This is a genomic window from Variovorax sp. GW460-12-1-14-LB1 (genome assembly GCF_059423605.1).
The window spans coordinates 49,377-62,934 of the sequence record NZ_JBWKYF010000001.1; the positions used below are offsets into that span (position 1 = coordinate 49,377).

Annotated in this window: 8 protein-coding genes; 1 reads left to right on the forward strand and 7 read right to left on the reverse strand. The window is 69.7% G+C overall.

The window, feature by feature from the left end:
* Window positions 1-7: 7 nt before the first annotated feature.
* Both AC07Y4_RS00250 and AC07Y4_RS00255 read right to left on the reverse strand, forming a co-directional pair.
* Window positions 8-850: an ABC transporter permease gene (locus AC07Y4_RS00250; protein WP_369630239.1), complete on the reverse strand. Its 843-nt coding sequence runs from the start codon at window positions 848-850 to the stop codon at window positions 8-10.
* 8 nt (window positions 851-858) lie between these two features.
* Window positions 859-1,854 carry an ABC transporter ATP-binding protein gene (locus AC07Y4_RS00255; protein WP_487850277.1) on the reverse strand — a complete coding sequence of 332 codons (996 nt, stop codon included), beginning with the start codon at window positions 1,852-1,854 and terminating at the stop codon, window positions 859-861.
* A gap of 95 nt (window positions 1,855-1,949) precedes the next feature.
* Here AC07Y4_RS00255 and AC07Y4_RS00260 point away from each other — a divergent pair, with 95 nt between their 5' ends.
* Complete coding sequence (locus AC07Y4_RS00260) at window positions 1,950-2,774, forward strand: HAD-IIB family hydrolase (RefSeq protein ID WP_487850278.1); 825 nt, start codon at window positions 1,950-1,952, stop codon at window positions 2,772-2,774.
* A 110-nt stretch (window positions 2,775-2,884) separates the two neighbouring features.
* Here the strand turns inward: AC07Y4_RS00260 and AC07Y4_RS00265 are convergent, their stop codons facing one another.
* The 5 genes from AC07Y4_RS00265 to uvrA form a co-directional block, all read right to left on the reverse strand.
* Complete coding sequence (locus AC07Y4_RS00265) at window positions 2,885-4,081, reverse strand: porin (RefSeq protein WP_487850279.1); 1,197 nt, start codon at window positions 4,079-4,081, stop codon at window positions 2,885-2,887.
* Window positions 4,082-4,306: 225 nt separating this feature from the next.
* Window positions 4,307-5,275, reverse strand: a complete 969-nt coding sequence (locus AC07Y4_RS00270) for a Bug family tripartite tricarboxylate transporter substrate binding protein (protein WP_095947927.1) — start codon at window positions 5,273-5,275, stop codon at window positions 4,307-4,309.
* Between the two features lie 106 nt (window positions 5,276-5,381).
* Entirely contained in the window at window positions 5,382-6,428 is a 1,047-nt protein-coding gene (locus tag AC07Y4_RS00275; RefSeq protein WP_487850280.1) for a histone deacetylase family protein, read from the reverse strand.
* 34 nt (window positions 6,429-6,462) lie between these two features.
* Window positions 6,463-7,512: an ornithine cyclodeaminase gene (ocd, locus tag AC07Y4_RS00280; RefSeq protein ID WP_062477364.1), complete on the reverse strand. Its 1,050-nt coding sequence runs from the start codon at window positions 7,510-7,512 to the stop codon at window positions 6,463-6,465.
* 117 nt (window positions 7,513-7,629) lie between these two features.
* The gene (gene uvrA / locus AC07Y4_RS00285; RefSeq protein WP_487850300.1) at window positions 7,630-13,380 is read right to left on the reverse strand and encodes an excinuclease ABC subunit UvrA; all 5,751 of its coding nucleotides are present in this window, start codon (window positions 13,378-13,380) and stop codon (window positions 7,630-7,632) included.
* Window positions 13,381-13,558 lie beyond the last annotated feature (178 nt).

Below are 13,558 nucleotides of genomic sequence, written 5' to 3' on the forward strand. Positions count from 1 at the left end.
CGTCACCCTAGCCACCTTGCACCTGCAGACTGCGCATCGTGCGCCCCATCGCCATCCGCCCGAACGCGACCAGCGCGACGATCCAGAAGCACTGCAGCCCCAGCGCGGCCAGCGCATGCCAGCCGCTCAGCTGCCCGAAGTACAGCCGCGCCGGAATGTCGAACAGCCCCGCCAGCGGCTGCACCAGCAGCGCGGTCTGCCAGGCGTCGGGCAGCAGCGCCAGCGGCAGCAGGTTGCCCGAGAACACGATGACCACGGGCGTCGCCACGGCCTGGATGCCGCGCTCGTTGAGCGCCGCCGTGGTCGCCACGTTGAGCAGCATCACCATCGCAGTCGAGAGCAACAGGCCCAGCACCACCGACAGCAGGAACGCCGCGCCGGCCAGCGCGTTCGCGGGCAGTTGCCAGGCCCAGTCGCCGAGCCCCACCAGCGGCAATGCGACCGCCGCGAAGGCCGCCATCAGTGCCACGCGCGGCAGCAGGCGCGCGGCGATCCAGCCGGCGGTGCGCGCGAACCACAGCGCGTAGGCGTCCACCGGGCGCAGCCGGTCGTAGGCGACCGCGCCGGTGCGCGCGGCCTGTGCCACTTCGGGATCGCCGAGCCAGGGCATGAGCACCAACAGGCCCTGCGCGAGCCAGGTGTAGGTGATGGCCTGGGCCAGCGACATCGACGAGGCCGCGCCTGCGATGGCGCTGCCGCTGTAGAACGCGGCGAACACCATCACCTTGATGCCGCCCCACCAGCACTGCGTGGCAAAGCCTGCGAGCGCCGCGGTGCGGTACTGCAGCATCTGCAGGAAGCGCGAGACGAACGCCGCGACATACGGCCGGGCGAGGTCGCGCGGGCCCATGGCCGGCCTCACGCCTCGGCCGCTCCGTGCATGGCGTAGAAGCGCGCGATCACGGCTTCGATCGCGAGGCCTTCGAGGCGGATGTCTTCCACGGCGTGCGCGCCGGCGATGCGGGCGATGAGCGCGGGCGCGGGGGTCTGCTTGGGGTCGAAGTCGAGCACCAGCGTCTGGCCGTCGCGCGAATGCACGGTGGCGCCGTCGACCTGCGCGGGCAGCGTGGCGTCTTGCGCGAAGTCGACCACCAGCCGGCGCTCGGCCATCACCTGCGCGCGCAGTGCCTCGACCGGGCTGTCGGCCAGCACGCGGCCGTGGCCGATGACGATCACGCGCTGGGCCAGGGCCTCGATGTCGTGCATGTCGTGCGTGGTCAGCAGCACGGTGGTGCCGCGCTCGCGGTTGGCGCGGCGCACGAAGTCGCGCACGGCGAGCTTGGAGGGCGCGTCGAGGCCGATGGTCGGCTCGTCGAGGAACAGGATGTCGGGCTCGTGCAGCAGCGCCGCCGCGATCTCCGCGCGCATGCGCTGGCCCAGCGACAGCTGGCGCACCGGCTGGTCGAGCACGCGCTCCAGGTGCAGCAGCGCGACCAGCTCGTCGCGCGTGCGGCGGTAGCGTTGCGGATCGACGCGGTAGATGTCGCGCAGCAGGTCGAAGCCGTCGCCCACGGGCAGGTCCCACCACAGCTGCGTGCGCTGGCCGAAGACCACGCCGATGCGCCCCACGTGCCGTTCGCGGTCGGCAAAGGGGTCGCGGCCGTCGACTTCCACGCGCCCGCCGTCGGGCCGCAGAATGCCCGAGAGGATCTTGATGGTGGTCGACTTGCCCGCGCCGTTCGGCCCGATGAAGCCCAGCAGCTCGCCGCGCTCCAGCGCGAACGACACGCCCGACAGCGCCTCCACCGTGCGGTGACGGCGCTGCAGCAGGCCGCGCAGCGCACCGCGCAGACCGGGGTCGCGCTCGGACACGCGGTAGGTCTTGCGGAGGTTGTCGACGAGGATGTGAGGCATGGTGAGAAGCGCCGCGCCGGCCCGAAAGCGCGGCGGGGGCGGGATGCTACACGAAAGCGCCGGTACGATCACGGGCCCTTTCGAGAATCCTGTCCATGTCTTCGCCTCCCCTGCCCGCCTCGCCCCACCACCTGCTGCCGCTCGCGCGCTGGCCCGCCGACGCGCGCGCCGCGCTGGTCGGCGTGTTCACCGACATCGACGACACGCTCACCACCGACGGCGCGATCACGCCCGACGCGCTGAAGGCGCTGGCCGACCTGAAGGCCGCCGGCCTGGCGGTGGTTGCCATCACCGGCCGGCCCGTGGGCTGGAGCCTGCCTTTCGTGAACAGCTGGCCGGTCGATGCCATCGTGGCCGAGAACGGCGCGGTGGCGCTGCGCCCAGCGACGGGCGGCGGTGTCGAGAAGCGCTACCAGCAGGACGCCGCCACGCGCGCCACCAACTTCGCGCGCATGCAAGCCGTGCTGGCGCGCATCGAGCGCGAGATTCCGGGCGCCGGCCGCGCCACCGACTCGCCGGGGCGCGAGACCGACATCGCCATCGACCACAGCGAGTTCGTGACGCTGAGCGACGACACCATCGCGCGCGTCGTCGCGCTGATGCGCAGCGAAGGCATGCACGCGACCGTGAGCAGCATCCACATCAACGGCTGGTACGGCGACAACGACAAGCTCGAAGGCGCGCGCTGGATCGTGCGCGAGCTGTGGGGCCGCACGCTCGACGACGAGATGGACCGCTGGGCCTACGTGGGCGATTCCACCAACGACCAACTGATGTTCCGCAGCTTCGCGCACAGCATCGGCGTGGCGAACGTCGCGCGCTTCGTGCCGCAACTGGAGCACCTGCCGCGCTATGTGACGCAGGGCGAGCGCGGTGCGGGGTTTGCGCAGGCCGCGCAGGCGGTGCTGTCGGCGCGCTGAGCCGCGCACGAAAAAAAGGCCCGCGCAGGGCGGGCCGAATGGACCGGTTGAACGACCCTTGGAGAAACTTGCAGGGGTGAGGGTCGCGCAATGCGCGACCCTTCAGGACATCAGAACGTGTGGCGGATGCCGAACTCGTAGCCCATCGAGCTCTTGGCCTGCAGCGCGGTGCGGTTGAACGTCGTGGCGTACGACGGGCCTGCACCCACCGTGAGCCCTGCGCCGTTCTTGTTGCTGACGCGCGCGACCGTGCCGTACAGCGCGGTGCGCTTGGACAGGTTGTGCACGTAGCCCAGCGCGAGCTTGCTGGCCTTCGGATCGGCGTTGTTCACGCCGAACACGGGCACGCGGTTGAAGTCGTACTTGACCTGCGAGTACGACGCGCGGATCACGCCCGGGCCGACCGGCACGGTCACGCCCAGCAGGTAGCCGGTGAGGTCCACGTCCTGGCCGGGCGTGAAGATGTTCAGCGCGTTGCGCTCGTCCTTCGAACGCGAGATTTCGCCGAACAGCTTGGCCACGCCGAAGTCGTAGGTCGCGCCGAGATTGAAGGTCTTGACCTTGCCCGGGCGTGCCACGGCGGCGGCGCCGCTGCCGGTCGTGAAGCTGGTGTCGTTCTGCGCGTAGCTGGCGGCGATGTCGAACGGGCCCGTCGTGTAGCCCAGGCGACCGCCGATGTGGCGACCGGTGTTGGTGCTGGCGGCGGTGTCGGGCGACAGGCGCGTCTGCTCGGCCAGGCCGTAGGCCACGTTGCCGTAGAAGCCGCCCAGGCGCGGCAGGAAGTACTGCACCATGTTGCTGGCGCGCTTGTAGGTGCCGTTGCTGCCGTAGCCGCTGCCCGGCACGCTGGCTTCGTTGGCGTCGATGATCAGCGAGCCGCCGATGCCGGTGTCGCCGAACGGGTCGAACTGCTCTTCGTTCATCACCGTCGCGGTCTTGTCGCGGCCCAGGCGCAGTTCGCCGAAGCTGCCTGCCAGGCTCACGGTCGAGCGGCGGGTGAAGTTCGACACGCCGGTGGCGCCGTCGTCATTCGTGATCGGGGCTTCGAGCCAGAAGCTGGCCGACAGGCCGCCGCCCAGGTCTTCCACGCCGCGGAAGCCGAGGCGGCTCGAGCTCAGGCCCGAATTCGCCAGCTCGGTGCGGCTGGCCTTCACGCTGTAGGCGGGGCCGAAGGGGGTGGTCGAAACGCTCTTGTTCGCTACGTTGCGGTAGGCGGCATCGACCACGCCGAACAGGGTCACGGTCGATTGCGCCGACGCGGCGCCGCAGGCTGCGATGGCAGCCAGAACAAGCAGGGATTTTTTCATTGGTGTCACTCCAGGAGGGGGATGTCGCTGCGCCGAGACCGGGCGCGACTTTGGGACGTCCGGGCCTTGTTGCCGCGAGACTGGGTCCGAGTTTTCCTGCGCTGGAAGACAAAGGGATTACATAGGGTTAACGCCTAGATTACGGAGGGATATAGGGGGTGAGTTCAGGACAGCGGTCGCGGATCGGGGTAGGCGTCGCAACGCCTCCCCTTTTCCGGCGGGCGCTTACTTCTCTTTCGCCAACCCCAGCTTGTCGATGATCACCTTCTCGCGCACCACCGTGTCCTGCGCGAACTTGGTGTACGTGGCCGAGCTCATGTAGTTGGGCAGCATGTCGTAGCGGCCGAGCGAGGCCACGTAGCTGGGCTCTTCCATCGCCTGCTTGAAGGCGTCGTGCAGCTTCTTCACGACCTCGGGCGGGGTGCCCTTGGGTGCGCCGATGCCGAAGGGCGAGTTCTGCACCACGTCGTAGCCCAGCTCCTTCAGCGTCGGCGCGTCGGGGAACTTGGCCAGGCGCTTCTCGCCCCAGGTGTTGAGCACGCGCAGCTTGCCGGCCTCGACCTGCGGCGCGAAGCCGGTGCTGTCGGCCGCCGCCATGAGCTGGCCGCTGACCACGGCCAGCATCAGGTCGGCGCTGCCCTTGTAGGGCACGTGCTGCAGCGTGATGCCGGCCTTCTGCGCCACGATCTCGGTCGTGAGGTGCGGGCTGGTCAGGTTGCCGGTCGAGCCGTAGGTGAGCTTGCCGGGGTTGGCCTTGGCGTAGGCGACGAAGTCGGCCCAGGTCTTGAACGGGCTGTCGGCCGGCACGACGATGCCGAAGGCATAGCCGGTGACGTTCAGCACGTAGCTGATGTCCTTGAGCGGGTCCCAGTTGATCTTGGTGGTGTAGCCCAGGCGGAACACACCGAGCGGAATCTGCGCGACGGTGTAGCCGTCGGGCTGCGCGGTCTGCAGCGCCTGCGCGGGCAGCGTGCCGCCGGCGCCGGGCTTGTTGTCGATGATCACGGGCTGGCCCAGGATCTTGCTGGCGTTGTCGGCCAGCTGGCGCATGGTGATGTCGGTCGGGCCGCCCGCGGGAAAGGCGATCACGAGCTTGATGGGCTTCGCGGGAAAGGCCTGTGCAAGCACCGCCAGCGGCGCGGCGAGGCCGCAGGCGGCCAGCGTGGCGGCACGGAGAAGGGAACGGCGAAACATGACGGAAGGCTCCTGAAGCGTGGATCGAGCCGCGCATTGGGCCCTGCCCCGCCCGGTGCAGCAATCGGGGCTCACCCGACTGCTGTCGCCGGGGCTACTCGCCCGCTCAGCCCGCGGCTTGCGCGAAGCCTTCGAGAACGTTGACCGCGTTCACACCCACCTCGGCGACCGCATAGCCGCCCTCGAACACGAACACCGTCGGCAAGCCCGCGCGCGCGAGGTCTTCGCCCATGCGCAGGTAGTCGTCGCTCTTCAGCTTGAAGCCCGAGATCGGGTCGCCCTCGAAGGTGTCGACGCCCAGCGAGACCACGAGCGCGCCGGCCTTGACCTTTGCGATGCCGTCGAGCGCCGTCTTGAGCGCCGTGCGCCAGGCCGTGAAGTCGGTGCCGCGCGGCAGCGGCAGGTTGTGGTTGAAGCCCTCGCCCACGCCTGCGCCGCGCTCGTCGGCATGGCCCAGGTAGTACGGGTAGTCGGTCAGCGGGTCGCCGTGCAGGCTGGCGAAGTGCACGTCGCTGCGTTCGTAGAAGATCGCCTGCGTGCCGTTGCCGTGGTGGTAGTCGACATCGAGCACGGCCACGCGTTCGACGCCCGCATCGCGCAGCGCCTGCGCGGCCACGGCGGCGTTGTTGACGAAGCAGTAGCCGCCGAAGAAGTCGGCGCCCGCGTGGTGGCCGGGCGGGCGCGTGAGCGCGAAGGCACTGCGCTCGCCGCCGACAACGCGCTGCGTCGCGGTCCACGCGCAGGCCGCGCCGTGGCGCGCGGCGGCCCAGCTGCCGGCCATCAGCGGCGTGCCGGCGTCGAACGCAAAGAGGCCCAGGCGCGCGGGAAAGCTCTTCGGCAACACATCGGTGCGCATGCCGCGCGTGGGCCAGTACGAGGGCAGCGCGTCGCGCGTGGCGTTGGCGGCATCGAGCGCCACCCACTCGTCCCAGGCATGGGCGATGAAGTCGAGGTAACGCGGCGCATGCACCTTCGCCAGCAGCGCGTCGTCGAACGCGTCGGGCGCCTGCAGCGGACCGAGGCCGCGCCGCTCGAGCTCGTGCCTCACATGGTCGACGCGGGCGGGCACCTCGAAGCAGGGCACCAGCTCGCCCCGGAACATTTCGACTTGGCCTTGGTGCAGGGCGTGCTGGTCGTTGTAGATGGTGAGCATGAAGCGGCGAAGGGCGTGACGACAGGGCCTGCCATCATGCCGCACGCCGCAGCACCGCCCGGCGCCGCCCCGAGGCGGTGAGGCCGAACAGGTCCTTCGGGTCGTCGAGCTCGGGCACCAGCGCGATCTGCCGGCCCACGCCGCGCTCCAGCGCCAGCTGCTGGATGCAGCGCAGCGCCGTGTAGTCCTCCAGCGCGAAGCCGACCGAGTCGAACACCGTCACCTGCTCCGGCCGCTCGCGGCCCGGCACTTCGCCCAGCAGCACGCGCCACAGCTCGTGCACCGGGAAGTCGGGCGCCAGCTGCTGGATCTCGCCCTCGATGCGGGTCTGCGGCTCGTACTCGACGAACACGCGCGCGCCGCGCAGCACGTCGGGGTGCAGCTCGGTCTTGCCGGGCGAATCGCCGCCCACGGCGTTGATGTGCATGCCGGGCTCGATCATGTCGGGCGTGAGCACGGTCGCGTGGCCCTGGTAGGCGGTGATGGTGGTCACGATGTCGGCGCCGCGCACCGCCTCGGCGGTGGAGTCGGCGCGCACGATCTCCATCGGCGTGCAGGCCGCGAGGTGGCGCACCAGCTTGTCGGTGGCGCGCGGGTCGATGTCGAACACGCGCACCTGCTCGATGCCCAGCAGCGCATGGAAGGCCAGCGCCTGGAATTCGCTCTGCGAGCCGTTGCCGATGAGCGCCAGGCTGCGCGCGTCGGGCCGCGCCAGCGCCTTGGCGGCCATGGCCGAGGTGGCGGCCGTGCGCAGCGCGGTGGTGAGCGTGAGTTCGGACAGCAGCACGGGGTAGCCCGTGTCGACCTCGGCCAGCACGCCGAAGGCCATGACCGTGGGCAGGCCGACCTGCGTGTTGTGCGGGTGGCCGTTGACGTACTTGAAGGCATAGGCGCCGTCGTCGGCCACGGGCATGAGCTCGATCACGCCCAGGTGCGAATGGCTGGCCACGCGCGCCTTCTTGTCGAACTCGCGCCATCGCAGGAAGTCGTCGCGCAGCGCGTCGGCCAGCGTGACGAGGAATTCCGGGACGCCGGTCTCATCCACCAGGCGAACCAGGCTGTGAACATCGATGAAGCGGGTCATGGCGCGGCTCCTTGCGTAGCCCCCTGCACGGCGCTTCATCCGTTCACACGGTCTCCACCATGGCTGATTCAGGATGCGCCTGCGCCAAGGGTTGAGGCCATTGTGCGCCTGTGCGCGTCAACGTGCCAACACGGCCTTTAGAGCTACGCCAGTGTGCGTACCCAATCGCACCACCTCCTCCGGCGGCGCCGCCGCCACGATGCGCCCGCCGGCGTTGCCGCCTTCGGGCCCGAGGTCGAGAATCCAGTCGGCTTCGGCGATCAAATCGAGGTCGTGCTCGATCACCACCACGCTGTGGCCGCCGTTCACCAGCCGGTGCAGCACGTGGATCAGCTTCTCGACGTCGGCCATGTGCAGGCCCACGGTCGGCTCGTCGAGCACGTACAGCGTGTGCGGCGGTTTCTGGCCGCGGCGGGTGATGTCGTCGCGCACCTTGCTGAGTTCGGTCACCAGCTTGATGCGCTGCGCCTCGCCGCCCGACAGCGTGGGCGACGGCTGCCCCAGCGTGAGGTAGCCCAGGCCCACGTCCTTGAGCAACTGCAGCGGATGGCTGATGTTGGGCATGGCCGCGAAGAACTCGACCGCCTCGTCCACTTCCATCTTCAGCACGTCGCCGATGCTCTTGCCGCGCCAGCTCACGGCCAGCGTCTCGGGGTTGAAGCGCGCGCCGTGGCAGACCTCGCAGGGCACCTTCACGTCGGGCAGGAAGCTCATCTCGATGGTGCGCACGCCCGCGCCTTCGCAGCCCGGGCAGCGGCCTTCGCCGGTGTTGAAGCTGAAGCGCGCCGGGCCGTAGCCGCGCGCCTTGGCCTCAAGGGTGTCGGCAAAGAGCTTGCGGATGGTGTCCCAGAAACCGATGTAGGTGGCGGGGCAGCTGCGCGGTGTCTTGCCGATAGGCGTCTGGTCGACCTCGAGCACGCGGTCGATGACCTCGTAGCCGTCGACGCCGCGGCAGCCGGTCCAGGCCGGGCGCTTGCCCGCGGCATCGGCGTCGCGGCCGGCCTTGGTCATGCGCTGCACCACGATGCCCTGCACGCTGGCCAGCAGCACGTCGCGCGCCAGCGTCGACTTGCCCGAGCCGCTGACGCCCGTGACCACCACGAGGCGATGCAACGGCAGCGTGGCGGTCACGTCCTGCAGGTTGTGCAGGTCGGCGCCATGCACGGTGAGCCAATTGCCGCTGTCTTCCGCCTTCGGATCGGGCGAGGGAATGAGGCGGCGCGCCTGCAGCGGGTGCTTGATGGCATCGCGCAGGTAGCGGCCGGTCTGCGAATCGCCGGCCTTCTGGATGTCGGCCACCGTGCCCTCGGCCACGAGGCGGCCGCCGCGCTTGCCGGCACTCGGGCCGATGTCGATGATGTGGTCGGCGCGGCGGATGGTGTCTTCGTCGTGCTCCACCACCACCAGCGTGTTGCCCTTCTCGCCGAGCTTGTGCAGTGCGTTCAGCAGGATCTGGTTGTCGCGCGCATGCAGGCCGATGGTCGGCTCGTCGAGCACGTAGCACACGCCCTGCAGGTTGCTGCCCAGCTGCGCCGCCAGGCGGATGCGCTGCGCCTCGCCGCCCGAGAGCGTGGGCGCGCCACGGTCGAGCGTGAGGTAGCCCAGGCCCACCTCCTCGAGGAATTCGAGGCGGCTCTTGATCTCGGGCACGAGGTCGCGCGCGATCTCGGCTTCGCGGCCGTTGAGCACCAGCCCTTCGAACCACTGGCGCACCTCGGTCACGCTCATGCGCGCCAGCTGCGTGATGCCGATGCCGCCCGAGCCGTCGGCCGCGGTGCCGAAGCCCACGGCGCGCGCGGTCGCGTTCAGGCGCGTGCCCTCGCAGGTCGGGCAGGCCACGTCGGCGAGGTCTTCCACCTCGGGCTCGGCGAAGGTCTGTTCGCGGCCCTTGCTGTCGTCGTCGCGGATCGAATCGTCGAAGACCTTGCGCTGGTCCTTGCTGAGCTTGACGCCCGTGCCCACGCAGTCGGGGCACCAGCCGTGCTTGCTGTTGTAGCTGAACAGGCGCGGATCGAGCTCGGCGTAGCTGGTGCTGCACACCGGGCAGGCGCGCAGCGTGGAGAACACCTGCACGCGGCCGATGCCCACGGCGGACACGCCGGCCATCATGGCGGCGCGCAGGCCGTCGAGTTCGCTCAGCACATGGACCACGCCCTTGCCGTGCTCGAGCGCCCTGGTGAGCGCCGCGCGCAGCTCGTTCTCCTGCGAAGGCAGCACGTCGAGGCTGGCCACGGGCAGCTCGATGCTGTGCTCCTTGAAGCGGTCGATGCGCGGAAAGCCCGTGGTCGGCAAAAAGTCGCCGTCCACGCGCAGGTGCGTGAAGCCGCGCGGGCGCGCCCAGTCGGCCAGCTCGGTGTACACGCCCTTGCGGTTGCTCACCAGCGGCGCGAGCAGGCCGATGTGCTGGCCCTTGAAGTTGCGCATCAGCTGCGCGGCGATGCTGTCGGGCGTCTGCGGCTGCACGGCGGCGCCGTCGTGAATGCAGTGCTGGATGCCCAGCTTCACGTACAGCAGGCGCAGGAAGTGCCACACCTCGGTGGTGGTGCCCACCGTGCTCTTGCGCCCGCCGCGCGACAGGCGCTGCTCGATGGCCACCGTGGGCGGAATGCCGTACACCGCGTCCACCTCGGGCCGGCCCGCGGGCTGCACGATGCTGCGCGCATAAGCGTTGAGCGATTCGAGGTAGCGGCGCTGGCCTTCGTTGAAAAGAATGTCGAAAGCGAGCGTCGACTTGCCCGAGCCGCTGACGCCCGTCACCACGCTGAACTTGCCGCGCGGAATGTCGACGCTGAGGTTCTTCAGGTTGTGCTCGCGCGCGTTGACGATCTCGATGGCGTTGCCGCCCGGCGCCGTCTTGGCGTTGGCGATGTAGCGCCGCGCGGCGCGTTCGGCCACCTTGTAGGCGCCGGGCCCGACGGCGAGTTCGTAGTCGGCCAGCGCCGCGCCGGTGAGCGAGGCGCGGTTCTCGCGCAGTTGCTCGGGCGTGCCCTCGGCCACCACCTGGCCGCCGGCGTCGCCGCCTTCGGGGCCGAGGTCGATGAGCCAGTCGCTGGCGCGGATCACGTCGAGGTTGTGCTCGATGACGATCAGCGAATGGCCCGCGTCGAGCAGCTTGCGCAGCGCGCGCATGAGCCGCGCGATGTCGTCGAAGTGCAGGCCGGTGGTCGGCTCGTCGAACAGGAACAGCGTGCCCTTGCGCGCCACCATCTGGCGGCTCGCGGTCGCGCTCTTGGCCGCTTCGGCCAGGAAGCCCGCCAGCTTCAGGCGCTGCGCCTCGCCGCCCGAGAGCGTGGGCACGGGCTGGCCGAGCTTCACGTAGTCCAGGCCCACGTCGACGATGGGCTGCAGCACGCGCAGCACGTCGCGGTCGGTGTCGAACAGCGCCGCGGCCTCGGCCACGGTGAGCTCCAGGATGTCGGCCACGTTGTAGCCCTTGGCCTTGCGCTCGATCTTCACTTCGAGGATCTCGGGCCGGTAGCGCTTGCCGTCGCAATCGGGGCAGCGCAGGTACACGTCCGACAGGAACTGCATCTCGACGTGCTCGAAGCCCGAGCCGCCGCAGGTGGGGCAGCGCCCGTCGCCGGAGTTGAAGCTGAACTTGCTCGCCGTGTAGCCGCGCTGGCGCGACAGTGCCGCGGTGGCGAAGATTTCGCGGATGGCGTCCCACGCGCCCACGTAGCTCGCGGGGTTGGAGCGCGCGGTCTTGCCGATGGGCGACTGGTCGACGAAGACCACGTCGCCCAGGTGATCGGCGCCGAGCATGCGGTCGTGCGCGCCCGGCGTCTCGGTGGCCTTGCCGAAGTGGCGCATGAGCGCGGGCGCCAGCACGTCCTGGATGAGCGTGGACTTGCCCGAGCCGCTCACGCCGGTCACGCACACGAGGCGCGCGAGCGGAAAGTCGACCGTGATGTTCTTCAGGTTGTGCTCGCGCACGCCTTCGAGGATGAGCCGGTGCGTGTTCTCGCTCACGAGCCGCTTGAAGCCCATGCCGATCTTCTTGCGCCCGCCCAGGTACTGGCCGGTGAGCGTGTCGGCGTCGCGCAGCTGGTCGGTGCCGCCGTCGAACACGATCTGCCCGCCGCGCGCGCCCGGGCCGGGGCCCATATCGATCACGCGGTCGGCCGCGAGCATCACGGCCGGGTCGTGCTCGACCACCACCAGCGTGTTGCCGGCATCGCGCAGGCGCAGCATGGCCTCGGTGATGCGGTTCATGTCGCGCGGGTGCAGGCCGATGCTGGGCTCGTCGAGCACGAACAGCGTGTTCACCAGCGAGGTGCCCAGCGCGGTCGTGAGGTTGATGCGCTGCACCTCGCCGCCGCTGAGCGTGCGGCTCTGGCGGTCGAGCGTGAGGTAGCCGATGCCCACGTCGTGCAGATAGCGCAGGCGCGTGGTGATCTCTTCGAACAGCAGCTTCAGCGCCTGCGCCTCGCCTTCGCTGGCGGGGCTGCCGTTGCCGTGGTGCTCCACGCGGTCGAAGAACTTGCGCAGCCGCTCGATGGGCAGCAGCATCAGGTCGTGCAGGCACAGGCCGGGCAGCGCTTCGAGCTGCGCGCGGCTCCACTTCGCGCCGGTGGGCAGGAAGCGCTTTTCAGGCGGCAGCACGGCGTCGGCGTCGTCCTTGCTGCCGATGCGCCACAGCAGCGGGTCGAGCTTCAGGCGCGCGCCGCTGCAAACCGGGCACGGCGTGTAGCTGCGGTACTTCGACAAGAGCACGCGGATGTGCATCTTGTAGGCCTTGCTCTCCAGGTAGCCGAAGAAGCGGCGCACGCCGTACCACTGCTTGTTCCAGTTGCCGTCCTTGTAGTTGGGCGTGCCCTCGATCACCCAGTGTTTCTGCTCCTCGGTGAGCTTGTTCCACGGCGTGTCGCGCGGAATGCCGGCCGCCTCGGCGTGGCGCATGAGGTCGTCCTGCGCCTCTTTCCACGCGGGCGTCTGGATGGTCTTGATGGCGCCGGCGCGCAGCGTGAGCTTGTCGTTCGGGATCACGAGCCCCAGGTCGACGCCGATCACGCGGCCGAAGCCGCGGCAGGTGTCGCAGGCGCCCACCGCCGAGTTGAACGAGAACATCGACGGGATGGGGTCGGTGTAGCGGATGTCGCTTTCAGGGCAGTGCAGCCCGGTCGAGAACTTCCACACGTCGGTGGGTGCGTTCTCTTCCGCGCCGGTCGCGTGCACGGTGACGCGCCCGCTGCCGCGCTTGAGCGCCACCTCGATCGCTTCGACCACGCGCGCGCGCTCGGCGCTCGAGATGCGGAAGCGGTCGGCCACCACGTCGAGCACCTTGCGCGGGCCGGTGGGCGTGGCCACCTCGCGCTCGGCCTGCACGCGCGTGAAGCCGCTGGCCGACAGCCACTGCGTCACTTCGTCCGCCGTGGTGCCGGCCGGCAGTTCGACCGGGAAGGTGATGACGATGCGCGGGTCGCCCGCGGCGGCCGCGCGCTCGGCGATCTGCGCATAGATGCTGTCGGGCGAGTCGTGGCGCACCGGCAGCGCGGTCTCGCGGTCGAACAGCTGGGCCGCGCGCGCGTAGAGCAGCTTCAGGTGGTCGTTCAGCTCGGTCATCGTGCCGACCGTGGAGCGCGAGGAGCGCACCGGGTTGGTCTGGTCGATGGCGATGGCGGGCGGCACGCCCTCCACCTTGTCGACGGCGGGCTTGTCCATGCGGTCCAGGAACTGGCGCGCGTAGGCGGAAAAGGTCTCCACGTAGCGGCGCTGGCCTTCGGCGTAGAGGGTGTCGAACACGAGGCTCGACTTGCCCGAGCCGCTGGGCCCGGTGACCACGGTCATCTCGCCGGTGCGGATGTCGAGGTCGAGGTTCTGGAGGTTGTGCTGGCGCGCGCCGCGAATCCGGATGGAGCCCTGTGTCATGAGTGCCTTGGGGGGTGGGGCAAACATTCTAGGGAGTGCTTCGTGACGCTTCGGCCCACGCCGGCGCATGGGCGGCGCCCGCGCAGGGGTTTGTCTGGATGCGTCCAAAGACACTTTATGAAACAAATGCGACATTTGTTTTCACAATTGTTCAGCGAGTCTCCCGAAGGCTCCGAAA